This is a genomic window from Pseudomonas ekonensis, assembly GCF_019145435.1.
GTDB classification, from domain to species: Bacteria; Pseudomonadota; Gammaproteobacteria; order Pseudomonadales; family Pseudomonadaceae; genus Aquipseudomonas; species Aquipseudomonas ekonensis.
The window spans coordinates 2,910,367-2,933,681 of record NZ_JAHSTS010000001.1 but is presented as its reverse complement, the minus strand read 5'-3'; the positions used below and the strand labels follow the sequence as shown (position 1 = coordinate 2,933,681).

Below are 23,315 nucleotides of genomic sequence, written 5' to 3'. Positions count from 1 at the left end.
AACCCTGAACCAGGGCGGCCTGGTGTCCGGCTGGAACGGCGTGACCGTCGACGGCGGCAGCCTCGACAACAGCCAGGAAGGCACGGTTTCCAGCCAGTTCGGCGATCTGGCCATCGACCTCAGCGGCGCCCTGGTCAACCACAGCAAAGGCGGCCTGGGCGGCAAGGGCGAGGTGACCATCAAGGCGGCCAGCCTCGACAACACCGCCGGCATCATCACCAGCGGCGACCGGCAGTCGCTCACCTTTACTGACGGCACCCTGATCAACTCCTCAGGCGGTCTGATCGAAAGCAGCGGCACTCTCGATATTCGTGCAACCGACCTGAACAACGCCGGCGGCCGTATCACCGCCGCCAAGACCATGACCGTCACCGGTTCGCGACTGGACAATACCGGTGGCCGTCTCGTAGGCGACGGCAGCGTTGCCCTCGACCTGCTCGGTGCGCTGACCAACATCAACGGCGTTCTGGGCAGCGCGGGTCCGCTGGAGATCCTGCGCGCCAGCGGCATCGACAACCAAGGTGGCCAGTTGATCAGCCAGTCTTGGCTGAAACTGCTGACCGCAGGCGAGATGAACAACAGCCAGCAGGGGACGATTTCGGCTGATGGCCGGCTTGAGATCGCCTCCGCCGGCACGCTTCGCAACGATGCCGATGGCTTGATCAACAGCCGTGAGGGCGATGTGATCCTCACCGTTGGCGGGCTGAACAACGGCAACGGCGCCGTGCAGGCCGGCAACGCGTTGACCGTTGACGCGGGCACCGGGGCCATCGACAACCAGGGTGGCAAACTCATCGCCCGCAATGGCGACCTGACCCTGAGCGCCAGCAGTCTCGATAACCGTGGCGGGATGCTGTCGAGCCTCAAGGGGCTGATGCAAAGCCGCCTGACCGGCGTGCTGCGCAACGGTCAGGGCGGCAAGGTCGAGGGCAGCCGGATCGATCTGCGTGCTTGGGGCGGCATCTACAGCGGCGCGGGGCGAATCGCTGCTAACACGGGCGATATCCTGCTCGATGCAGGGAGCAATCTCCTGGACAACAGCGGCGGCGGGATCTACGCCAAAGGCCTGCTCAACGCCACCGCCGGCTCTGTGAACAACGATGGCGGCCAAATCGGCGCCAGTAAGATCGACGTTGTCAGCAACGGCAATTTTTCCAACCGCGGCGGCCTGATCGAAAGCGCCAGCACCCTGGCCATCCGCGCCGCCAACCTCGACAACCAGGGCGGCAAGCTGCGGGCGCTGGGCAACGCCGGCAAGACCGATTTCCAGATCGGCAGCCTGTTCGACAACCGTAACGGCCTGGTGGAAACCGCCAACACCGATCTCATTCTCACCACACCGGGCTTCCTCAATGCGGGCGGTACTATCACCCACGTCGGAACGGGCGAATTCGGCATCTCCACCGCGAATGTCATGAATGCCGGCGGCTCGCTGGTCACCCTGGGTGGCTTGACCTTGGCCGCCGACAGTTGGACCAACAGCAGCGTCATTCAGGCTGGGCGCCTTACGGTCAACGTCAACAATTTCACTCAATCGGCAAGCGGACAACTGCTGGCGACGACCAAGCTGGTCGGGCGCGGCGGGAACTGGAACAACGATGGGTTGATTGCCGCTGGCGGCGGATTGGACATTCAGCTGAGCGGTCGTTACTACGGCAATGGCCGACTCAGCAGCGTCGGGGACTTGGGCCTCACTGCTGCGCAAATCGAATTGCCTTCGGCAGCCAGCATCACGGGAGCCTCCAAGACCACGGTCACCAGTCGCGGCAGCCTGACCAATCTGGGACGGCTCACATCCGTTGGCGACCTCAACGTCAATGCAGACACGCTGATCAACAACGGGACGCTTGGCGGCAGCAGCAAAGTGACGATCACCGCCAACTCTCTGCTGAACCAGAACAGCCTGATTTTCAGCGGTGCTGACATGCAACTGCGTGTCGGCACACTGACCAATCGCTATGCCGATATCTACGGTATTGGCGACATCAGCATCTCGCGGGACGGCATCGGTGGCTGGAGCTCATCGATCGAAAACCTTTCAGGGACTATCGAAAGCGTCGGCGACCTGAACTTGGCGGCGGATCGCATCGAGAACCGCAAGGATGTGTTTGAGGTGGCGGGGGGCGGGCTGGTTTCCGGCGCCATTGGGGTACGGTGTTATAGCTGTTCTTCGTTTGGAGATATCAGTAACGGAGATGCATCCCCAAGCCATTTGGTTTGGGTCGAAAACTACAAGTCCTCCATCGTCAAGGATTCGGCCTCCGGCACATTGACGGCCGGCCGAAACCTCGTGGGGAATGGTCGTGAGTTCATTAATGACGCTTCTGTAGTCAGCGCTGGCGGCAACCTGACGCTCAATCTGCAAAATTTCACCAACCAAGGGGCATCTGTCGGTGAGTACACCGTCACCCGCTGGTTTGACGGACAAACGAAAGACTTGCGCTTTTGGCAGGCAGTCATGAATTACAACGCTGCCAATGATCCGGGGTATGACTCAGGAGAGCTCGGTTACATTGCGGGGCAGGGAAAGTTTGTCAGACCCAACTTGCATGTATGGAACGGTGAAAATGTTGAATCTTTGACGCGTGTAAGAACCCGTGCAACCGGTGGCGAATCGGATGGCTACATTGCGTTCGGCTCAATTCATGTGGAACTCGGCAAACTGAATTTTGAGTTACCGCATTACAACGATGGCGTACGTGTCGAGGCTCCGGATGCAGTAAAAAATGCAACATTCTTCCGAAACACCACCGTCGAAAGCGGTCCTTCGACCAATGCCAACGCCGTCGTGCAGGCCGGCGGCACCGTCTACATCAATGCATCGAACAAACTGGACAACGGAGTCGTGCGCAACGGCAACGCGACGGCAGCCGGTACGTCCCGTCTAGGATCCACACAGTTGGGCGGACAGGTGACGCCGACCGTCATCCGCATCAATTCGCAGTTGCCTCCCGATCTGGCCCAGCAACAGGTCAACCCTCTGACGTTGCCGGGTTTCACCCTGCCGGCTGGTGAAAATGGCTTGTTCCGCTTCAGTCACAAGGAAGGCGCCGATCCGACCCCCGCAGTGGAGCACGACTGGAGCATCGGCACGATTGCCGCCGCTGCTAGCTCGCGCACTGACGGTATGCCGGTCAGGTCGGCCACTCCATTGCAGTTCGACCAAAACGGCCCGGTATCGACAGGTAAGCGTGACTTGAGCCTGGCGGAACGTCCGTCGTTGAGCCTCGGTGACAAGACTGTTCCGGTCAGCGTGAATGCCGGCACCGACAAGCCGGTGGGCGTGCTGTCGCCAGGCGGCAAAGCCACCTCATTTTACGTACAGCGTGTTGAAGGGCTGCCCGACACCAGTGTGAGTTCCAACCCGCACAAGTACCTCATCGAGACCAACCCGGCGCTGACCAACCTCAAGTCGTTCATGAGCTCGGACTACCTGCTGGGCAAGCTCGGCTACGACCCCGACACCAGCGCCAAGCGCCTGGGCGACGGCCTGTTCGAACAGCGTCTGGTGCAGCAGGCCGTGGTCGCCCGCACGGGCCAGCGCTTCATCGACGGCCAGACCTCCGACGAAGCGATGTTCAAGTACCTGATGAACAACGCGGTGGCGAGCAAGAACGAGCTCAACCTGTCCGTCGGCGTGACCCTGACCGCCCAGCAAGTGGCGGCGCTGACCCACGACATCGTCTGGCTCGAAGAGCACGAAGTGAACGGCGAAAAGGTGCTGGTGCCTGTGCTTTACATGGCGCAGGCCAACAACCGCCTGGCGCCGAACGGGGCGTTGATCCAAGGCAACGACGTGACCCTGATCGCCGGCGGCGACCTGAACAACGCCGGCACGCTGAAGGCATCGAACAACCTGTCGGCCGAAGCCGGCAACAACCTCACCAACAGCGGCCTGATCGAAGCCGGCGAGCGCCTGACCCTCAAGGCCGGCAACGACATCGTCAACAAGTCCGGCGGCATCATCTCCGGGCGTGACGTCACGCTCACCACGACCCGCGGCGACGTGATCAACCAGCGCGACGTGAACAGCATCGACGGCAGTCGCGGCACAAGCCTGTTCCACCGCGACGTGCTCGACAACGCGGCGCGAATCGAAGCGGCCAACGACCTGAAGATCGATTCCGGGCGCGACATCAACAACATCGGCGGCGTGCTGCAAAGCGGCCGGGACATGACGCTGGACGCTGATCGCGACATCAACATCACCTCGGTGCAGGATCGCAGCACCACTGGCCGTGGAAGCAGTTTCCTCAACCAGACCGTGACTCAGCAGGGGGCGGAGGTGAAGTCCGGGCGGGATTTGTCAATCTCGGCTGAACGTGACATTACCGCCATAGCGAGTCGTTTGGACGCCAAGCTTGATCTCGACTTGACCGCAGGGAACAACATTCTTCTCAGCTCTGCGGCCAACGAAAGCGACTATGTATCGCGCAGCAAGAAATTCGCACAAGAGAGTCACAGTATCAGCCAACAGGCTACGGTGCTGAACTCGGGTCGAGACATTGCGATCCATGCAGGCAATGATCTGGGGATCATCGCCAGTCGGATCAAGGCAGAGGAAAATGTCAGCTTGAATGCCGAACAGGACATTCTGGTTGCCTCAGCCAAGGACGAAAGCTCTTCTTACTACTACAAGAAGAAAAACGGCTCCTTCGGGCGCAGCAAGACCACGCAAAGTGAGAACTACGACAGCACCAACGTCGCTTCAGTGATCGAGGCCGGCCAGAGTCTCACCGTCAATACCCACCAGGATGAAGACGGCAGCGTCAATCTCGACGGGGGACGCAATGTCACCATCATCGGCAGCCAGTTGAGTGCCGGGAATGACCTGATTCTGGGCGCCAAGAATGACGTTTCGGTGCTCTCGGCTACCGAGGAAAGCGGATCCTACTCCAAGAAGACCAAAACCGGACTGTTCGGGTTGTCGTCCAAGGGCAGCAGCCAGCTGCAGACCAACGTCACTCAAGTCGGCAGCGAACTGAACGCAAAGCACGACGCCGTCATCATCGGTGGCCGTGACATCAACCTGAACGCCAGTGTCATCAACGCGGACAACAACGCGGAACTGCATGCCGGGCTTTTGGACAAGGCCGGTGACATCAATCTTTCTTCCGCAGACAACGAAGCCTATAGCCGTGCAGAAGAGTTCAAGAAAAAACTGGGCTTGTCTCTCAAGGATACGGTGGGCTTGATTGCGGGCACGCCAGGGGCCGGGGCTGATATCACGGCGAACGCTTCGCATAAGGGCGGCCGTGAAGTCGTCAGTTCAACTAGTGTCGGCAGCGAAATCAATGCCGGTCATGACGCCATTCTGAAAGCCACACGAGACATTAATGTCATCGGCAGCGGCATCAATGCGGGACACGACGCCAACCTCGATGCGGGCCGCGATGTAAACGTTGTGGCCAGCATCGATGAGCAACGCAGCAGCAGTTGGGAAACCAACAAGAGCTACGGCATCAAACAGACTATCGACAGCAATGGGTTCAGCACGTTCGTCGGCAATGAAACCATCAAGAAGGGTACCGAAAGCTCCGGGCATACCGCTGCCGGCAGCTCCATATCCGCGGGTCAGAACCTTAAGGTCAACGCCGGCCGCGATGTCAACCTGCAAGGTTCGGACATGCAGTCAGGCATCGATCTGAAGATCGGCGCCAAACGAGACATCAACATTGATGCAGCGGAACAAGCCAGTGCGGTCACCACCTGGGACAGCGTGAAACGCAACGGCACCACGACCACTATCGCCTATAACATCGGTAACACGCTCAATACCCTTCAAGGCACCGGCAAGGGAGAGGATGGGGTCAGCAAGGGATCAAGTGTGCTGAAGTCGGTCGATACATTGGGTCAGTTCTTCGGTGGGGCGACATTCGATGGTCATGCAGGTGGCTCAAGCATCAGCCAGACCCAGACCAGAACATCGGTAACCCACCGTCCTTCGACACTTTCGGCAGCCAACGATATCAGCCTGGACGCCGGCAATGACGTCAACGTCCATGGCAGCCGGTTGGATGCCGGTCACGACATCAATGTCACCGGCCGTGACATCACCCTCGACGTCGCCCATGGTTCCCAAGACAGCGACGCCAACCAGAGTCAAAGCAAAGGTGGCCTGAAGGGGGGCACCACTGGCGGCTTCAAACTCGGTGTCGGGATCAGCAATGCAGGAAGTCAGGGCGAGTCCACTCAAGGCTTTTCTCTACCGACTCAGCTCAATGCTGGTGGCAGCATCAATCTGGATGCAAAAAACGATCTGACGCTGATAGGAACCCGAGCTGTCGCCGAACGCGATATCAAGCTCAAGGCCGGAAACGACTTGAACATCCTCTCTGCGCAGAATGCGTCGAGCAGTGAAAACAGTCGGCGCAGTTGGGGTGCCGAAGGTGGGGTGATTGCAGGGAAGGACGGTTTCGGCTTCTACGGCTCAGTCAATGCAGGTCTGGGCGATCTCAAGCGCCAGGGTGTCGAGCAGCAAGAAGCCTACCTGTACGCGGGCAAGACCCTTAACTTCGAGAGTGGTCGTGACACCACCATTGCCGGTGCGACCTTGCGCGGCGACGAAGTGACTGGCGACGTTGGTCGAAACCTTACTGTGACGTCTGTGCCCAATACCGGGAAAGTCGAAGGCAAGGAGATGGACGCCAGCCTGACGCTTGCTTTCAGCATCGGCATGACCGCGAGCGGATCGTTGGGTTATGGACAAACTAACGGCAAGACCGATTGGGTCGAGAACCAGACCGTCATCAGTGGCAAAAGCAAGGTCGACATTCGCACCCAAGACCATACCCAGTTGGACGGGGCCGTTATCTTTGCCGACAACGGCAATCTGAAGCTGGATACCGATACGCTCGGTTTTCGCAATATCACCGGCAAAGACACTGAGCATGGTTACTACCTGAATGTCGGCGGCAGTTACGGCATCGGTGGCTCTCAGGCCGATAAACCCAACAAAGGCATGGGGGGGGACGGTAAAAACAATTGGGCAGTAGAGGGCTACAAGTACGACAAGGATCGTGAACAGACACTCAACGCCACGGTTGGCGCGGGTGAGATTGTCGTGCGTCATGACAAGAAAACTGGACAAGACTCTACGGCAGGGCTTAACCGCGATCTGAACAAAGCCTATGAAGTGACCCGGGATGACGAGCACCGAACGGATCTGTACGTGAGCAGCACGTCGATCAATGCGATCCTGGACTATGACAAGACGCTGGATAAATGGGCGGAGGATGCGGAAAAGTACGGCGAGAACGGCATTGAGTCCCTGAACAAACTGCTGGATCTGGTTTTTGCCACGAATGCCTTCGTCCGCGGCAACGGTGTCTCCGTCGCCAATTACGTATTGGGCAATCGCGTTGCTCACCGATATTTGATCAAAAGTTTGCGTGACGAAAAAACGCGCAAGGACACTATCGGCAAGGCTGTCGACGGCATGACCAATGGGGCAACGTCCCCTGAAGCGCAAGCGGTGGTCGAGCGGATTGCTCAAATTGCCGCGACCGATCCCGAATTGGCGCTGAGCCTGATGCTCGCGTTCAAACGCTTGCAGACCTCAATGCCTGGGCAGTTGAACTTTGCGCCTTTGGCGGTTATGGCTGGAGGGGCGTTGGCTGCCTTGGGGGGCGCGCTTTTGACGGCAGCCAATTCACCGCAGAATCAGGAGGAAATGCGTAAGGCGGTGAATAGCCTGATGGAGTCCACCAGTGGCTCAGGGCTGCCAATGCAAGAGCGTCTAAGGCTGGCGACTGAATTGTGGTGGGCGATTCTTGGTACGAGCTTGCCCATACACTTGCTGGATCCTCGCTTCGGCACGATGACCAACCCGATTGTGGAAACAGACGTGCTCCATCCCGTGAGCGCCGGTGGTTTCACCATCGAGCCCACGTCTCCAAGCAGTACTGGGGGCAGTACGATCGAAAATGGGGAGGGGTGGAGCACTATTACGCCGCAGGTGGATCCACGCCTGTTTCCCGGCAATATGTACAGTACGCCCGGCTCTATTACGACAGAGATAGGTGCAGTTCCTGATGAAAACGAAATACGGGCAGGAGAGGAGTTATCTCGTCTAGGCTATGATGTAACTTACCGTGCAACGGCGTCTTCTCAGGGGATCACTGGGGAGCGAACCTCTGACTTGATGATTCAAGGAGTCGGCGCAGTTGATGTATACACACCTAGGAATCCGTCTCCAGTCAGCATACTTAGAGCGATCGAAAAAAAATCAAATCAAGCTAGTGGGGTATATGTTCAGGTTGATCTTTCGAATGCAGAGATGTCTTCGATTGCAGGTCGTATGTGGGGTAAGTCAAATTCGCAGAGTATCAAGACGATTTTCTTTCAGGGATCCAATGGTGTGGTTACTCGATACAATCGACCGTAAGAGGGTAAATAGCTGTGCCGAAATTTTCTTGTGTGTGTGGGAATGTGATTAATCTATCTCGTGGCGCTTCCGATTTTGAACTATCGTTGATCACGGAGAAGAAAATAGATGAAATTGGGAGCATGCTCGCGGATGGTGGGTTGTCTGAGGAAGAATTTTATAACCTTATAGATGATGGGGCTGTTGCAGTTTATCTTTGCCAGAAATGCGGCCGTTTGCATCTTGATCAGGGTGGTGGGAAGTTTTCCTCTTATTTGAGAGAGGTGGATTGAGAGAGGTTTAAGGTTATTTGCTGCTGGACTGATTGTTTAGATTGCCCGAAAGAAAGCGAAAGAAAGGGGACGAATCTATTTAATGCGATGATCAATTCAATAGATCTGACCCTTTTCACCCTTTATTCGTTAACGCGCCCACGATCTGAATCGCCGACCTTGACCAGAGCAAACGGAACTCTCTCATTGCACCATTCGAACTACCCCCGCCTAAAGGTATTCCTGGCCTTTCTTCTGTGCCCATTGGTCCCTGGCTTCATCGCCGGGATCGTCAAGACCGTTGCGACGGTTGCCCATCTGGCCATGAACCCGAGGCTGATCGGCGAGGTGGGGCCGGAGTTGATGATGATGCCTTTCCTCGCGCCCGTGCTGGCGCTGTTGATTTTCATCGTGCCGTTTCTGCTGTTCTCTTCGGCCATTGCGGGGCTGAAAGTGACGAGAACGGTGCGGGCCTGTGCGACGGTCGCCTTGGTGGGCGCCTGTGTCGCCACGTTGTGGGTCGTTCCGTTTGTGGTCGCCGTTTTCCGGGATGACCCACGGGGGGATGGTCTGGAATATGCCTTGGAGTTGGCCGTGCTGTTTGCTGTCTCGACGGCCACGTGCTGGCTGACCGCACGTTTCTTTTTGCCGGAGCCGGTCAGTCTTGAGGTCGATTCCGGTCCGGGTGTCGATGGATCACAGCGCCACTGATTCAGAATCCCAACGCAAACGCCCCGAACAATGTCGGGACGTTTTCATTAATGTTGAGGCTGTAGAGAAAGGGGCATATCTATTTGAAGTGGGAAGCAATTTAATCGATGTGTCCACGTTCTTAATAAGCCTTGATTGTCGAGAGTGTTCATGAAGCTCAAGTTTTATCATCAGCCAGGCGGAACCTATCCTGTAGTCGGGCAGAGGTTCCATGCGGTGGCTGAAGTGGTTTCAACGGATGAAGAGGCGTCGCGCTACGAGCTCTATGTCTGCAGTGTTCTCAGTGCGATCGCTCAGATCCCAAAGGATTGCGATCGATTGCTGACTGCCATTGAGTCGGTAGAGACAGGCGAGCAGGAGTCCGTCAGCGATGGTGGCAATGATGTTCTGTTGAACATTGATGCGAGCGCTGTGCAAGTCGATATTCTGGTCAACGATGACTGGGTTGGTCAGCCTGAGGGCAGGTTTACTCTTCAGGAGTGGCGTAAAGTGCTCGAAGGATGGAAATATCTTTTGGAGCTACCCAAAGGTTCCGCGCAAGTTGTGATGGTCGAGTTGCCATAGGCAAACGGCTGACCGCACGTTTCTTTTTGCCGGAGCCGGTCAGTCTTGAGGTCGATTCCGGCCTGGGTGCCGATTGATTTCAGCGCCGCTGATTCAGGCCCCCAACGCAAACGCCCCGAACGATGTCGGGGCGTTTTCATGTGTCGGGTTCAATAGCCGGGGTGTTTAGCGGAACGCCGGCACCACGTGCTTGATGAACAGCTCCAGCGACTTCTTCTTCTCCGCATGGGACAGGCTGTTGTCGCACCAGAAGCTGAACTCATCCACGCCCAGTTCCTGGTAGTACTTGATCCGCGGAATGATTTCTTCCGGCGTGCCGATCATTGCGGTCTTGTGCAGGCTCTCCAGTTCGAATTCCGGGCGGCCGGCGAATTTCTCTTCCGGGCTGGGGGCGAGGAAGCCGTTGACCGGGACTTCCTTGTTGCCGAACCACGCGTCGAACGTGCGGTAGAAGCGTGAGATGGCCTTGGCGCCGACTTTCCAGCCGTCCGGATCGTCAGCGGTGTGCACGTGGGTGTGGCGCAGCACCATGAGTTGCGGGCGCGGCACGCCGGGGTTGTTGTCCAGGGCGGTCTGGAATTTGTTCTTCAGGTCGACGACTTCTTCGTCGCCCTTCATCAGCGGCGTGACCATCACGTTGCAGCCGTTGGCCACGGCGAAGTTGTGGGAGTCCGGGTCGCGGGCGGCGATCCACATCGGCGGGTTGGGCTTCTGCACCGGTTTCGGCACGCTGGTGGAGGTCGGGAATTTCCAGATGTCGCCGTCGTGGGCGTAGTCGCCTTGCCACAGGGCGCGCACCACCGGAACCATTTCCCGCAATGCCTGGCCGCCGGCCGATGCGGGCATGCCGCCGGCCATGCGGTCGAACTCCACCTGATAGGCGCCGCGGGCCAGGCCGACTTCCATCCGGCCGTTGCTGATCACGTCGAGCAGGGCGCATTCGCCGGCCACCCGCAGCGGGTGCCAGAACGGCGCGATGATGGTGCCGGCGCCCAGGTGGATGGTGGTGGTCTTGGCCGCCAGGTACGCCAGCAGCGGCATCGGGCTCGGCGAGATGGTGTATTCCATGGCGTGGTGTTCGCCGATCCACACGGTGCTGAAACCGCCGGCCTCCGCCATCAGGGTCAGTTCGGTCAGGTCTTCGAACAGTTGGCGGTGGCTGACGCTTTCGTCCCAGCGTTCCATGTGTACGAACAGGGAAAATTTCATGACGCTACCTCGGATCTCTTGTTGTTGGCCGGTCGCTGTCGGGCCTGTTTAACGGCAACCGGTTGGGGTCAGGCAAAAACGGGCAGGGCGCCCATCTTGCCGTGGCAATACACCAGCGGTCCTGCGTCTTGCTCGGGCACGATCAGGTTCTTCACCGCGCCGACCATGATGGCGTGGTCGCCGCCCTCGTATTCGCGCCACAACTCACATTCGATGATAGCCGTGGCGTTGGCCAGGATCGGGTTGCCCAGTTCGCTCAGCGTCCATTCGATGCCCTGGGCCTTGTCCTTGCCTTTGCGGGCGAACGCGTAGGCCTCGCTCTGCTGGCCGCCGGACAGCACGTGGATGGCGAAGCGCTTGTTCTTGATCAGGACAGGGTAGGAGTCGGAGCTGTAGTTGGGGCAGAACAGCACCAGGGCGGGATCCATCGACAGCGAGCTGAAGGCGCTGGCGGTCAGGCCGACGATCTGGCCGTCGTCATCCAGGGTGGTGATGACGGTTACGCCGGACGGAAACGAACCCATGACTTGTTTGTAGAGGGCGGCATCGATCATTGGACGATCCTCGGATGGGGTGACGCGGTTTTTATGTGTTTGTGGGTCTGATGGTATACCGTAATACATCGTTTGCAAGCGCTTTTTTGATGAAACGATAAACGCGGTGCTTTCGTCGGAAACTCAGGGTTTACGGGACTTTTCCGTAGCCGCAGGGGTTTGGGATCAGGGAGGATGGCGGATCAGATGACGCGCCGAACAGCGGATCAGTCTTGTGTAAATGTTGGAATACCATAATATGGTGTTCGCTCAGGGTGGGCGGCGAATCCCTCCTGGTTTGGCTTCATACAAAGATAAAAACAGACAAGCTCGAGTTCATGCATATGTCCCAGATGTCCCGGCAAGATCCGTTGATCGAGAATCACACGGTCGACTACGTCCCACTCGCGGAACGCCACGGGAAGGCCCGCGACCTGTTCACCCTGTGGTTCAGCACCAACATCGCGCCGCTGCCCATCGTCACCGGCGCCATGGTGGTCCAGGTGTTTCACTTGGACCTGTTCTGGGGGCTGCTGGCGATTGCGCTGGGGCACATGATCGGCGGCCTGGTGATCGCCCTGGCATCGGCCCAGGGCCCGCGCATGGGCATCCCGCAGATGGTGCAGAGCCGCGGCCAGTTCGGCCGTTACGGCGCGCTGCTGATTGTGTTCTTCGCGGCGGTCATCTACATCGGTTTCTTCATTTCCAACATCGTGCTGGCCGGCAAGTCCATCGTCGGCATCGCGCCGTCGGTGCCGGCGCCGCTGAGCATCCTGATCGGTGCCCTCGGCGCCACGGCCATCGGCGTGATCGGCTACAACTTCATCCATACCCTCAACCGCATCGGTACGTGGGTGATGGGCAGCGCGCTGCTGGCCGGGTTCCTCTACATCTTCGCCCATGACCTGCCGGCGGACTTCTTCACCCGCGGCGCCTTCAACCTGTCCGGCTGGCTGGCCACGGTGTCGCTGGGCATCATCTGGCAGATCAGCTTCTCGCCGTACGTGTCCGACTATTCGCGCTACTTGCCGGCGGACATCGGCATCGCCAAGCCGTTCTTCGCCACCTACCTGGGGGCGACGCTGGGCACGATCCTGTCGTTCGCCTTCGGTGCGGTGGCCGTGCTGGCGGCGCCGGAAGGCACCGAGGCGATGGCGGCGGTCAAGCTCTCCACCGGTTGGCTGGGGCCGATCCTGATGGTGCTGTTCCTGCTCAACATCATCAGCCACAACGCCTTGAATCTGTATGGCGCGGTGCTGTCGATCATCACCTCGATCCAGACCTTCGCCAGCCAATGGACGCCGAGCGTCAAGGTGCGGGTGGCGCTGTCGAGCGTGGTGCTGGCGGGCTGCTGCGTGGTGGCGCTGGGCGCGTCGGCGGACTTCATTTCCCAGTTCATCGGCCTGATCCTCGCGCTGCTGTTGGTGCTGGTGCCGTGGGCGTCGATCAACCTGATCGACTTCTACCTGATCAAGCGCGGCCGATACGACATCGCGTCGATCTTCCGCGCCGACGGCGGCCTCTACGGGCGCTTCAACCTGCACGCGATCGTCGCCTACTTCATCGGCATCCTGGTGCAGTTGCCGTTCGCCAACACGTCGCTGTACGTCGGGCCTTACGCCAATCTGGTGGAGGGCGCGGACCTGTCGTGGCTGGTGGGCCTGGCCGTGACCTGCCCGCTGTACTACTGCCTGGCGACCCGCAGCCAGCCGCAGCGCAGCGGGGCGGCGCAGTTCAGCTACACCGACTGATCCGCCAGCGCCTCACCCGTAATGCCCGGCCCTTCGCCGGGCATTGTCGTTTCCGCACTGCGGCGGTCACTCAAATTGGCCGTTTCGATCCCCTTTTGGCCAACCGGCCACTGTGCCCGGCCAGCGCCGTCGGCAAGAATCGGACGCAACCGACAAAAACAACAGGACGCCTCACCACCTTGCCCTTGGCTGACGATCAGCCGCTGCCGTGTACAGAACAACAAAACCATCGAACTCACGCCGCTTCAGGGGAAACAACCATGGTCACGATCAAACGCATGCTGGGCGCCACCGTGTGCGGGCTGACGCTGCTGGCCAGCGCCGTCCAGGCCGAACAGCGCGAATTGCGGGTCTACAACTGGGCGGACTACATCCTGCCGTCCGTGCCCAAGGATTTCGCTGCCAGCAGCGGGATCAAAGTGACCTGGGACACCTTCGACACCAACGAATCCCTGGAGGCGAAACTGCTGACCGGTAACTCCGGCTACGACCTGGTGGTGCCGTCGAACCAGTTCCTCGATACCCAGATCAAGGCCGGCGTGTTCCAGAAGCTCGACAAGTCCAAATTGCCGAACTGGCAACACCAGGATCCGGCGCTGCTCAAGCTGCTGGACGCCAACGACCCGGGCAACCAGTACGGCGTGCCCTACATGTACGGCACGGTGCTGATCGGATTCAACCCCGCCAAGGTCAAGGCGGCGCTGGGCGAGAACGCGCCGGTGGACAGCTGGGACCTGGTGTTCAAGCCCGAGAACATGGAAAAGCTCAAGTCCTGCGGCGTGGCGATGCTCGACTCGCCGTCGGAGATCCTGCCGCTGGCCCTGCATTATCTGGGGCTGGACCCGAACAGCCAGAACCCGGACGACTATGAGAAGGCCAAGGCGCTGATGCTGAAGGTCCGACCCTACGTCACCTACTTCAACTCGGCGAAGTACATGACCGACATCGCCAACGGCGACATCTGCGTGGCCATCGGCTATTCGGGCAGCTTCTACCAGTTCGGCAACCGGGCGAAGGAGGCGGGCAACGGCGTGGTGGTCGACTGGCGCCTGCCGAAGGAGGGCGCGCCGATCTGGTTCGACACGTTCGCCATTCCGAAGAGCGCGCAGAACGTGGCCGAGGCCCATGAGTTCCTGAACAACCTGCTCGATCCGAAGGTGATCGCGCCGATCAGCGATTTCCTCGGCTACCCGAACGCCAACAAGGACTCCATGGCCCTGATCAACAAGGAGATCACCGAAAACCCCAACCTGACGCCGACCCCTGCGGCGTTGGCGAAGCTCTACGTGGTGCAGCCGCTGCCGCAGAAGCTGGAGCGGGTGCGGACGCGGGTGTGGACGAGCATCAAGTCCGACAAGTAGCTCGCCTGCAGAATGGGGACTTGTGGCGAGGGAGCAAGCTCCCTCGCCACAGGCGGTTTGAGTCAGCGGGCATCCGGCTCGGCGGCCTTGTTCCGGCTGAAGACCAGGCTCAAGACCACCGACAGCAGAATCACGCCGCCCACCACCGCCAGCGACCATTCCACCGGCATGTGGAACCACGGCATGAGCGTCATCTTGCCGCCGATGAACACCAGCACCAGCGCCAAACCGTACTTGAGCAGATGGAAGCGGTCGGCCATGTCCGCCAGCAGGAAATACAGCGCCCGCAGGCCCATGATCGCGAAGATGTTCGAGGTGAACACGATGAACGGGTCGGTGGTGACGGCGAAGATCGCCGGGATGCTGTCGACCGCGAACATCAGGTCGCTGGCCTCGATCAGCACCAGCACCAGGAACATCGGCGTGGCCCAGCGCACGCCGTTCTGCACCACGAAAAAGCGCTCGCCGTGAAATCCGTCGGTGATGCGCAGATGCCCGCGCACCCAGCGCAGCAGCGGGTTCTTGTCCAGGTCCGGCTGATGCTCGGCGAACATCAGCATCTTGATCCCGGTGACGATCAGGAACGCGCCGAACACATACAAAAGCCAAGCGAACTGCGACACCAGCCACACGCCGGCGAAGATCATCGCCGCGCGCATCACGATGGCCCCGAGCACGCCGTACAGCAGCACCCGGCGCTGCAACTCGGGCGGCACGGCGAAATAGCCGAAGATCATCACGAAGACGAACATGTTGTCGATCGACAGCGATTGCTCGATCAGGTAACCGGTGAGGAACTCCAGGGTTTTGACCTTGGCGATTTCAGGGCCGAATTCGCCGTTCAGGTACCACCAGAGCAGCCCGGCGAAGGCCAGCGCCAGTGCGCACCAGGCGATCACCCAGCCTGACGCTTCGCGCACCGACACCCGGTGGGCCTTGCGCCCGCCGAACACGAACAGGTCCAGGGCCAGCATGGCGAGGACGAAGACAATGAAGGCGCCCCACATCCAGGGCTCGCCGATGTTGATGGGTTGCATGCCGTTCTCCCTGTCTTTATGTTTTTCGGGGTGGACAGGGCCATGCTAGTGGGAGCCTTCCGACAAAGAAAAATCGTTTATTCCGTGGGTATTGTTCGTAAATGGCGAAGTGTCGGAAATACCTCATCGACACTTCTTTGCTAACCTCGCTGTCGAACCAGTCCACCACTCCGGGAGCCAAGATCATCGACACGCCAGATCCTCAAGCCGTCTGCAGCCCGATCACCAGCGCCGCCATATTCATCGTGGCGACCCTCAACGCCGACGCCGGGGCCGCCGAGACCGTTCGCGGTTGGTGCGCCGATGTCGCGGGGCTGACGCGCTCGGTCGGCAAGCGCGTTCCCTCGGGCAATCTGTCTTGCGTCTGCGGGTTTTCCTCCAACGCCTGGGATCGTCTGTTCGGCGGTCCGCGCCCGGCGTCCTTGCACGGTTTTCGCGAGTTCGGGGTAGAAGGGCGGCGCGCCGTTTCCACGCCTGGCGACCTGCTGCTGCACATTCGGGCCGACCAGATGGACCTGTGTTTCGAGCTGGCGACGCAGTTGATGTCCGCGCTGGACGGCGCCGTGACGGTGACCGACGAGGTGCAGGGGTTCCGCTATTTCGACATGCGCAGCATCATCGGGTTTGTCGACGGCACCGAAAACCCGGTCGGCCGCAAAGCCGAGCATTTCGCCCTCGTGGGCGAAGAAGACCAGGCGTTCAGCGGTGGCAGTTATGTGCTGGTGCAGAAGTATCTGCACAACATGAAGGCGTGGAACGAATTGTCGGTCGAGGCCCAGGAGCGGGTGATCGGTCGCACCAAACTGTCCGATATCGAGCTGGACGATTCGGTCAAGCCGAGCAATTCCCACAGCGCACTGACGACGATCACCCAGGACGGCGAAGAAGTGAAGATCCTGCGCGACAACATGCCGTTCGGTCGGCCCGGCGCAGGAGAGTTCGGCACTTATTTCATCGGCTACGCGCGTTCGCCGGAGCCGTTGGAGCGGATGCTGGAAAACATGTTCGTCGGCAAGCCGCCCGGCAACTACGATCGGTTGCTGGACTTCAGCACGGCGGTCACCGGCAGCCTGTTCTTTGTGCCTTCTGCGGATCTGCTGGAGGCGTTGGCAGAGCGATAAAAAAGGCGGGATCGAATGATCCCGCCTTTTTTCTTACTTGCCGGTCGCCAGGGCTGGCGTACGCGGCGGCACCAGACGTTTCGAACCGGTTGCCTCAAACGCCGCAGCCAGGCGCAGCAGCGTCGAGTCGTCGTAGGCGCGGCCGGCGAAGGTCAGGCCCGCCGGCATGCCGATGTCCGCCATGACGCCCATCGGCACGGTCACGGTCGGCACACCGAGGTGACGGATGGCGAGGTTGCCGTTGGCGACCCAGATGCCGTTGCTCCAGGCGATGTCCGCCGACGCCGGGTTGATGTCCGCGTCCGCCGGACCGACGTCGGCGTTGGTGGGGAACAGCACAGCGTCGAGGCCGAGGCGGTCCATCCAGTCTTCGAGGTCGAGCTTGCGGGTCTGCTCCAGGCCGCGCAGGCCGTCGGGCAGGGTCGGGATCTGGTCCCACGGCTTGATGCCGCGCTCGGCCATGCGCACGTATTCGTCCATGCCGGCGGCCAGGTCGCCTTCGCGGTTGGGCAGGGTGCCCGGATCGTGCGGGAAAATCTTCGGTCCGTCGACGTCCGCCAGGCGGTTGAGTTTCGGGTCGCCGTTGGCCCGCAGGAAATCATCGAACGCCCAGGCCGACAGATCCCACAGCTCGTCGTGCATGAATTCCTTGGACACGATCCCGCGGTTGAACACGGTCGGCGCGCCGGGACGGTCGCCTTCGCAATTGGACACTAGCGGGAAGTCCACCTCGATCACCTCGGCGCCGGCGGCTTCCAGCGCTTGGCGCGCCTGGTTCCACAGGTCGATCACCGAAGGGCGGGTGTTGATGCGTTGGCCGGTCGGGCCGCCGATGCCGGGAGCCTCGCTGGTGCCGGCCTCGGGGTCGGCGTTGATGTACATGCGCGGCACGCCCAGGCGCTTGCCCGCCAGGGCAGCAGTGCCGACGGCCAGTTCGGCGTAGGAGGCCGGACGCACCGAGGCGACGCTCGGGATCGGCACCCAGGGCTGCAGGCGCCACAGGTCGCCGCGGGTGTCGGTGTCTTCGGCCACCACCACGTCGAGCACTTCCAGCAGGTCGGCCATGGTGCGGGCGTAGGGCACGACCACGTCCATGGTCGGCGTCAGCGGCCAGTTGCCGCGCACCGAAATCACCCCGCGCGACGGCGTGTAGGCGCACAGGCCGTTGTTGGAGGCCGGGCCGCGGCCGCTCGACCAGGTTTCCTCGGCCAGGCCGAACGCCGAGTAGCTGGCGGCGGTGGCGGTGCCGGCGCCGTTCGACGAGCCGGAGGCGAAGGGGGCGGTCAGGTAAGCGGCGTTGTACGGGCTCTCGGCACGGCCGTAGACCCCGCGTTGCATCCCGCCGTTGGCCATCGGCGGCATGTTGGTCTTGCCCAGGCAGATCGCCCCGGCGGCGCGCAGGCGCTCGATGGTGAACGCATCGCGGTGGGCGACCAGGTCGGCGAAGGCCGGGCTGCCGGACGCGGCGGTCAGGCCCTTGACCAGGTAGCTGTCCTTGGCGGTGTAGGGGATGCCGTCCAGCGGGCCGAGGGTCTTGCCGGCGGCGCGGCGGGCGTCGGAGGCCTCTGCTTCCTTCAAGGCGTCGGGGTTGCGCACCACCACGGCGTTGAGGGCGGTGGCGGTCTGCGGGCCGTCATAGGCGTCGATCCGCGCCAGGTACGCCTGCACCAGCTCGACCGCGGTGGTCTGGCCGGACTCCAGGGCTGCGCGCAATTGGGCAATGGAAACTTCAGTGACTTCGATCATGCTGTTACCGCCGACAGGTTCTCAGATGGGTTGTTCGTCATGGTTATCGTGGCACGGTGTCAAGAATCCTTGATGAGCGAGACTCTACCCTGAAGTGAAGCGGATGGGGTATTCAAATTCGATAAATATCGGCATTTATCATCGAAAAAATTCACCGGGCGTCTCCCCGAACTGTTGCCGGAACGCCGCGATGAAGGCCGAAGTTGAATCATAGCCGCAAGCCAGCGCCACATCGGTGACCCGTTCGCCCCGTTCCAGCGGCGTCAGCGCGCCGAGCAGGCGCAGGCGCTGGCGCCAGGCCCGGAAGGTCAGGCCGGTGTCGCGCAGGAACAGGCGGCTGAGGGTCTTTTCGGTGACGCCGAACCGGTCGCTCCAGTGCTGGAGCGTGGTCGACTGATCGGGATGCTGCTCAAGGCTGCGGTAGATCTGCTGCAAGCGGCTGTCCTGGGGCAGTGGCAGCATCAGGTCGATTGGTGGGGCTTCGGCCAATTGGTCGAGGATCACCTGGGCGAGCCGACCGTGAGGGCCGTCCAGGTCGTACTCCACCGGGACGCCGCTGAAGGTGCGGATCAGCTCGCGCAGCAGGTCGTTCACGGCCAGCACATGACACCGTTGCGCCGCCCAGCCTGCGACGCTGCAATCGATGTACAGGCTGCGCATTTCCGTGTGCGGCGAACTGAACACCCGATGCGGCACACCGGCCGGGATCCACACCGCCCGCTCCGGCGGGGCGACGAAACGGCCGGCGGCGGTCTGCACTTCCAGCACACCCTGGATCGCATAGGACAACTGCACCCACGGGTGGCTGTGGCGGCGGGTGAGGGCGCGGTTGGGCAGCGACTCGGTGCGGCCGTAGAGCGGTCTCGGCAGGCTGGGCAGGCCGGGAATGCTGCGTCTGACGCTTTTGTCGTGTCCTTTAGGCGGCATCTGTGGGCTCTTCGGCGTTAGTCGGTCATTGCCGATCACGTTAGAGTCGCCTTCACGTACTGGCAACCCCCGGAAGACCGCTTATGACCCGCCCACGCTTGTTACCCGACAACTTCACCCTGACCCTGATCGGCGTGGTGCTGCTGGCCAGTTTCCTGCCCGCCAGCGGCCAGGTCGCGGTCGGCTTCGGCTGGCTGACCAACATTGCCATCGCGCTGCTGTTCTTTCTGCATGGCGCCAAGCTTTCGCGTGAGTCGATCATCGCCGGCGCCGGCCACTGGCGCCTGCATTTGCTGGTGTTCGGCCTGACGTTCGTGCTGTTCCCGCTGCTGGGCCTGGCGCTCAAGCCGCTGCTGTCGCCGCTGATCGGCGACAGCCTGTACATGGGCATGCTCTATCTGTGTGCGCTGCCGGCCACGGTGCAATCGGCAATTGCGTTCACTTCGCTGGCCCGGGGCAACATTCCGGCGGCGATCTGCAGCGCGGCGGCTTCCAGCCTGTTCGGGATCTTCCTGACGCCGCTGCTGGTGACGCTACTGTTGAACGTTCACGGCGACGGCGGTTCGACCCTCGATGCCATCGTGAAGATCAGCGTGCAGCTGTTGTTGCCGTTCATCGCCGGACAGATCGCCCGGCGCTGGATCGGCGCCTGGGTCGGGCGCAACAAGCATTGGCTCAAGTTCGTCGATCAGGGTTCGATCCTGCTGGTGGTCTACGGCGCCTTCAGCGAGGCGGTGAACGAAGGCATCTGGCATCAGATTCCGGTGCTGGACCTGTTCGGGCTGGTGGTGGTGTGCTGCATCCTGCTGGCGCTGGTGCTGCTGGCGTCCACGGTGCTGGGCAAGGCGTTCGGCTTCAGCCAGGAAGACCGCATCACCATTCTGTTCTGCGGCTCGAAGAAGAGTCTGGCGACCGGTGTGCCGATGGCGCAGGTGCTGTTCGCCGGCAGCACGATCGGCGTACTGATCCTGCCGCTGATGCTGTTTCATCAGATTCAGTTGATGGTGTGTGCGGTGCTGGCGCAGCGATATGCCAAACGGCCGGAGTCGATTCCTGAACTGATGGCTCAGGTGGATCCGTAGGGTATTTGGCTGAATAAGAGAGGGTGAAACGAGGAAGAAAATGGCAGGGGCGGCTGGATTCGAACCAACGCATGGCAGGATCAAAACCTGCTGCCTTACCGCTTGGCGACGCCCCTGTATTCGGTTGGCCTGTGTGGCTTCCCGGAAAGTGCGCGAAATTTAACAACATTTTTTCCGTCTGGGAAGCCCCGGACGAAATAATTTTCTTGGAAAACAGCCTGTTATCTTTTTTGCGCCGCCCGTAACGGCTCATTCCGCCGCGTTTCCTACAGCATTCCCGCGTATTTCACTGCCGCAGCGGCACGGGAGGGGACGTTCAGCGTGCGCAGCAACGAAGACACGTGAATGCGCACGGTAAACGGAGATATATCGAGTTCCCGGGCGATTTCCTTGTTGGTCTTGCCTTGGGCGATCAGCCGCAGCACCTCCTGCTGACGGGCGGTCAACGCCGTGCCGGATTCCAGCGGCAACAGGCCCGAAGGCGCAAACCGGACCAGCACTTCACCCTCGCGGATGGCCAGGATCGCCTGGCCGATCTCGTCCGGGACGATGTTCTTGCCGATGAACCCGTCGATCCCGGCGGCCATCACTTCGCCGATCAGCGCTTCGTCGTCCACCATCGACACCACGATCAACGTGGTGCGCGGCCAGTGCAGGCGCAGCTGCGCCAATTGGTCGAGGCTGGTCAGGCCGGGAAAGCGCAGGTCGAGGATCAGCGTGTCCGGCTCATCGCCTGACCGGAGCAAGCGATGCACGGCCTCGAGATCGCCGGCCTCGTCGACGGCGGCCTCGGGCAACAGGCGCTGGACGGTGCGCAGCAGCGCCTCGCGAAACAGCGGGTGATCGTCGGCTATGATGATTCGGCAAGCCATGGCTGCACCCTCCCTGGGTCTGGCGTTCCGTTGGCGTGCACCTTAGCACCGGGCAAAGGCGTTGCCTGTTGGTTCGTGCTGGATCTGACGACTGCCGCACAAGGACGTTCCCATGAAGTTCGAAAAGAACACCGAGCTCGACCAGGCCAACCTGCGCATCATTCTGGCGAGCGTGGCCCTGGCCTACATCAGTGTGCTCGGCTTTCTGCCGGGGCAGCGGGTGGAGACCTACCTGCCGATCATCGCCTACATCAGCGTGTTCCTGCTGGCGTCGGCGGTGCTGCGCCAGGCCATTGTGCGGTGGCCCGGGCATTATCCGGCGCGGCGGATCTTCGGCATGGTCAACGACTACACCGGCACTTCGTTCGGGCTGGTGATGGGCGGCGCCACGGCGTTGCCGCTGTATGCGGTGATGGTCTGGGTCAACCTGGGCAACGGCATGCGCTACGGTTCGCGTTACCTGGCGATCGCCACGGCCCTGGCGTTGGCGGCGCTGGTCGTGGTCTACAGCCTGACGCCGGTGTGGCAGGCGCAGCCGTTCATGGTGCTGATGCTGATGATCACCAGCACGGTGATTCCGTTCTATGCGCACCTGCTGCTGGAGCGCACCCGCAAGGCGTCGGAGGAAGCGGTCGCGGCCAATCTGGAGAAGTCGCGGTTTCTGGCCCAGGCCAGCCACGACCTGCGCCAGCCGATCCACTCCATCGGCCTGTTCACCGCGTGCCTGCGCGAGTCCCGCCTGGGTGACGACGAGCGCCGGCTGGTGGACAACATCGACCGTTCGCTGCTCAACGTCTCGCAGCTGTTCCGTTCGATCCTCGACCTCTACACCCTCGACAACGGGCGGATCCAGCCCAAGCTCCAGACGTTTGACCTGGGCGAATGGCTGGCCGACCTGATCCGCCAGAACGCCGAGGCCGCCCGTTGGGCCGGCGTGGAATTGCGCCTGCGCCCGTGCCGGCACTGGGTGCGCACCGATCCTGCGCTGCTGGCGACCATGGTGCAGAACGTCCTGTCCAACTGCTTCAAGTACGGTGCGCAGCGGCCGGTGCTGATCGGTGTGCGCAAGCGTGCAAACGGGCTGGCCATCGTGGTGTGCGACCGCGGCAACGGCATCGCCGACGAACACCTGCCGAAGGTCTTCGAGGAGTTCTACCGGGTCCGCCAATTGCGCGACAAGGACGTGGAGGGCGTGGGGTTGGGGCTGTCGATCGTCAAGCGGCTGGGGCAACTGATTGGTGTCGGGGTGACGCTGCGTTCGCGGCTCGGGCATGGCACGGCGGTGACGTTGTCCGGATTGCCGCCGGCGACGGCGCCCGGGTTGCCGGCGGTGCGCGATGAAGCGCGTCAGGCGGGCATGCTGACCGGGCTGAAGGTGTGTCTGGTGGAGGATGACCGCAACGTGCTGCTGGCCACGTCTGCGCTGCTCGAGCGCTGGGGGTGCGTGGTGCAGGCCGAGACGACGGGGCAGGGGCTGGTGACGGACTGCGACATCATCGTCGCCGACTACGACCTGGGTGCCCACGGCACCGGCATCGAGTGCATCGACGACATTCGCCGGCAACGCGCTCAGGCTGTGCCGGCGATGATCATCACCGGGCATGACATCGAGAAGATCCAGGCGGCGCTGCATGACCGCCGGATCGCCATCCTGTCAAAACCGGTGCGCCCGGCCGAGCTGCGCGCGACCTTGCGCGCGCTGCGCGAGCGGCGGGACGAGCCGGTCAGCGCCGGCAGCGACAGTCTTGGGTGAAGGCGGTGCCG

At 61.3% G+C, this 23,315-nt stretch carries 15 protein-coding genes and 1 tRNA gene; 9 read left to right on the top strand and 7 right to left on the bottom strand.

What is annotated here, in order from left to right:
* Window positions 1-22: 22 nt before the first annotated feature.
* From KVG96_RS12850 to KVG96_RS12840, 4 genes are all read left to right on the top strand, one after another.
* On the top strand, window positions 23-8,386 hold the full coding sequence (locus KVG96_RS12850; RefSeq protein ID WP_367617484.1) for a hemagglutinin repeat-containing protein: 8,364 nt from the start codon (window positions 23-25) through the stop codon (window positions 8,384-8,386).
* Window positions 8,387-8,400: 14 nt separating this feature from the next.
* Window positions 8,401-8,658, top strand: coding sequence for a DUF8617 domain-containing protein (locus tag KVG96_RS27925; protein ID WP_496197697.1), 258 nt, complete (start codon window positions 8,401-8,403; stop codon window positions 8,656-8,658).
* Between the two features lie 186 nt (window positions 8,659-8,844).
* On the top strand, window positions 8,845-9,348 hold the full coding sequence (locus KVG96_RS12845) for a hypothetical protein (RefSeq protein WP_217892411.1): 504 nt from the start codon (window positions 8,845-8,847) through the stop codon (window positions 9,346-9,348).
* A gap of 150 nt (window positions 9,349-9,498) precedes the next feature.
* The gene (locus KVG96_RS12840; protein ID WP_217892410.1) at window positions 9,499-9,912 is read left to right on the top strand and encodes a hypothetical protein; all 414 of its coding nucleotides are present in this window, start codon (window positions 9,499-9,501) and stop codon (window positions 9,910-9,912) included.
* Between the two features lie 165 nt (window positions 9,913-10,077).
* Here the strand turns inward: KVG96_RS12840 and KVG96_RS12835 are convergent, their stop codons facing one another.
* Together KVG96_RS12835 and KVG96_RS12830 are read right to left on the bottom strand one after the other, a co-directional pair.
* Complete coding sequence (locus KVG96_RS12835; RefSeq protein WP_217892409.1) at window positions 10,078-11,121, bottom strand: LLM class flavin-dependent oxidoreductase; 1,044 nt, start codon at window positions 11,119-11,121, stop codon at window positions 10,078-10,080.
* A gap of 68 nt (window positions 11,122-11,189) precedes the next feature.
* On the bottom strand, window positions 11,190-11,675 hold the full coding sequence (locus KVG96_RS12830; protein WP_085707304.1) for a flavin reductase family protein: 486 nt from the start codon (window positions 11,673-11,675) through the stop codon (window positions 11,190-11,192).
* A 323-nt stretch (window positions 11,676-11,998) separates the two neighbouring features.
* Between KVG96_RS12830 and KVG96_RS12825 the strand changes: the two genes are divergently transcribed.
* Together KVG96_RS12825 and KVG96_RS12820 are read left to right on the top strand one after the other, a co-directional pair.
* Complete coding sequence (locus tag KVG96_RS12825; protein ID WP_217892408.1) at window positions 11,999-13,405, top strand: purine-cytosine permease family protein; 1,407 nt, start codon at window positions 11,999-12,001, stop codon at window positions 13,403-13,405.
* A 260-nt stretch (window positions 13,406-13,665) separates the two neighbouring features.
* Complete coding sequence (locus tag KVG96_RS12820; RefSeq protein ID WP_217892407.1) at window positions 13,666-14,766, top strand: polyamine ABC transporter substrate-binding protein; 1,101 nt, start codon at window positions 13,666-13,668, stop codon at window positions 14,764-14,766.
* 62 nt (window positions 14,767-14,828) lie between these two features.
* Here the strand turns inward: KVG96_RS12820 and KVG96_RS12815 are convergent, their stop codons facing one another.
* Window positions 14,829-15,803: a TerC family protein gene (locus KVG96_RS12815; protein WP_217892406.1), complete on the bottom strand. Its 975-nt coding sequence runs from the start codon at window positions 15,801-15,803 to the stop codon at window positions 14,829-14,831.
* Between the two features lie 137 nt (window positions 15,804-15,940).
* Between KVG96_RS12815 and KVG96_RS12810 the strand changes: the two genes are divergently transcribed.
* A complete protein-coding gene (locus KVG96_RS12810) occupies window positions 15,941-16,924 on the top strand; it encodes a Dyp-type peroxidase (protein ID WP_225927251.1) in 984 nt (327 codons plus the stop codon).
* 33 nt (window positions 16,925-16,957) lie between these two features.
* Here KVG96_RS12810 and KVG96_RS12805 read toward each other — a convergent pair whose 3' ends face one another.
* Both KVG96_RS12805 and KVG96_RS12800 read right to left on the bottom strand, forming a co-directional pair.
* Window positions 16,958-18,670, bottom strand: a complete 1,713-nt coding sequence (locus KVG96_RS12805) for an amidase (RefSeq protein WP_217892405.1) — start codon at window positions 18,668-18,670, stop codon at window positions 16,958-16,960.
* A 138-nt stretch (window positions 18,671-18,808) separates the two neighbouring features.
* Window positions 18,809-19,597, bottom strand: coding sequence for an AraC family transcriptional regulator (locus KVG96_RS12800; RefSeq protein ID WP_217892404.1), 789 nt, complete (start codon window positions 19,595-19,597; stop codon window positions 18,809-18,811).
* 83 nt (window positions 19,598-19,680) lie between these two features.
* On the opposite strand from KVG96_RS12800, the gene KVG96_RS12795 reads away from it, so the two are divergent.
* Entirely contained in the window at window positions 19,681-20,679 is a 999-nt protein-coding gene (locus tag KVG96_RS12795; RefSeq protein ID WP_217892403.1) for a bile acid:sodium symporter family protein, read from the top strand.
* 41 nt (window positions 20,680-20,720) lie between these two features.
* On the opposite strand, the gene KVG96_RS12790 is transcribed toward KVG96_RS12795, so the two are convergent.
* Window positions 20,721-20,795 (bottom strand) — tRNA-Gln (locus tag KVG96_RS12790).
* Window positions 20,796-20,945: 150 nt separating this feature from the next.
* Window positions 20,946-21,551, bottom strand: a complete 606-nt coding sequence (locus KVG96_RS12785) for a LuxR C-terminal-related transcriptional regulator (protein ID WP_217892402.1) — start codon at window positions 21,549-21,551, stop codon at window positions 20,946-20,948.
* Window positions 21,552-21,663: 112 nt separating this feature from the next.
* Here KVG96_RS12785 and KVG96_RS12780 point away from each other — a divergent pair, with 112 nt between their 5' ends.
* Entirely contained in the window at window positions 21,664-23,304 is a 1,641-nt protein-coding gene (locus KVG96_RS12780; protein WP_217892401.1) for an ATP-binding response regulator, read from the top strand.
* Window positions 23,305-23,315: the final 11 nt, after the last annotated feature.

Excerpts from the sequence above, each read along its gene's own strand:
- KVG96_RS12840 (WP_217892410.1), top strand. The coding sequence starts at position 9,499 with ATGAAGCTCAAGTTTTATCATCAGCCAGGCGGAACCTATCCTGTAGTC.
- KVG96_RS12835 (WP_217892409.1), bottom strand. The coding sequence starts at position 11,121 with ATGAAATTTTCCCTGTTCGTACACATGGAACGCTGGGACGAAAGCGTC.
- KVG96_RS12830 (WP_085707304.1), bottom strand. The coding sequence starts at position 11,675 with ATGATCGATGCCGCCCTCTACAAACAAGTCATGGGTTCGTTTCCGTCC.
- KVG96_RS12825 (WP_217892408.1), top strand. The coding sequence starts at position 11,999 with ATGTCCCAGATGTCCCGGCAAGATCCGTTGATCGAGAATCACACGGTC.
- KVG96_RS12820 (WP_217892407.1), top strand. The coding sequence starts at position 13,666 with ATGGTCACGATCAAACGCATGCTGGGCGCCACCGTGTGCGGGCTGACG.
- KVG96_RS12815 (WP_217892406.1), bottom strand. The coding sequence starts at position 15,803 with ATGCAACCCATCAACATCGGCGAGCCCTGGATGTGGGGCGCCTTCATT.
- KVG96_RS12805 (WP_217892405.1), bottom strand. The coding sequence starts at position 18,670 with ATGATCGAAGTCACTGAAGTTTCCATTGCCCAATTGCGCGCAGCCCTG.
- KVG96_RS12800 (WP_217892404.1), bottom strand. The coding sequence starts at position 19,597 with ATGCCGCCTAAAGGACACGACAAAAGCGTCAGACGCAGCATTCCCGGC.
- KVG96_RS12795 (WP_217892403.1), top strand. The coding sequence starts at position 19,681 with ATGACCCGCCCACGCTTGTTACCCGACAACTTCACCCTGACCCTGATC.
- KVG96_RS12785 (WP_217892402.1), bottom strand. The coding sequence starts at position 21,551 with ATGGCTTGCCGAATCATCATAGCCGACGATCACCCGCTGTTTCGCGAG.
- KVG96_RS12780 (WP_217892401.1), top strand. The coding sequence starts at position 21,664 with ATGAAGTTCGAAAAGAACACCGAGCTCGACCAGGCCAACCTGCGCATC.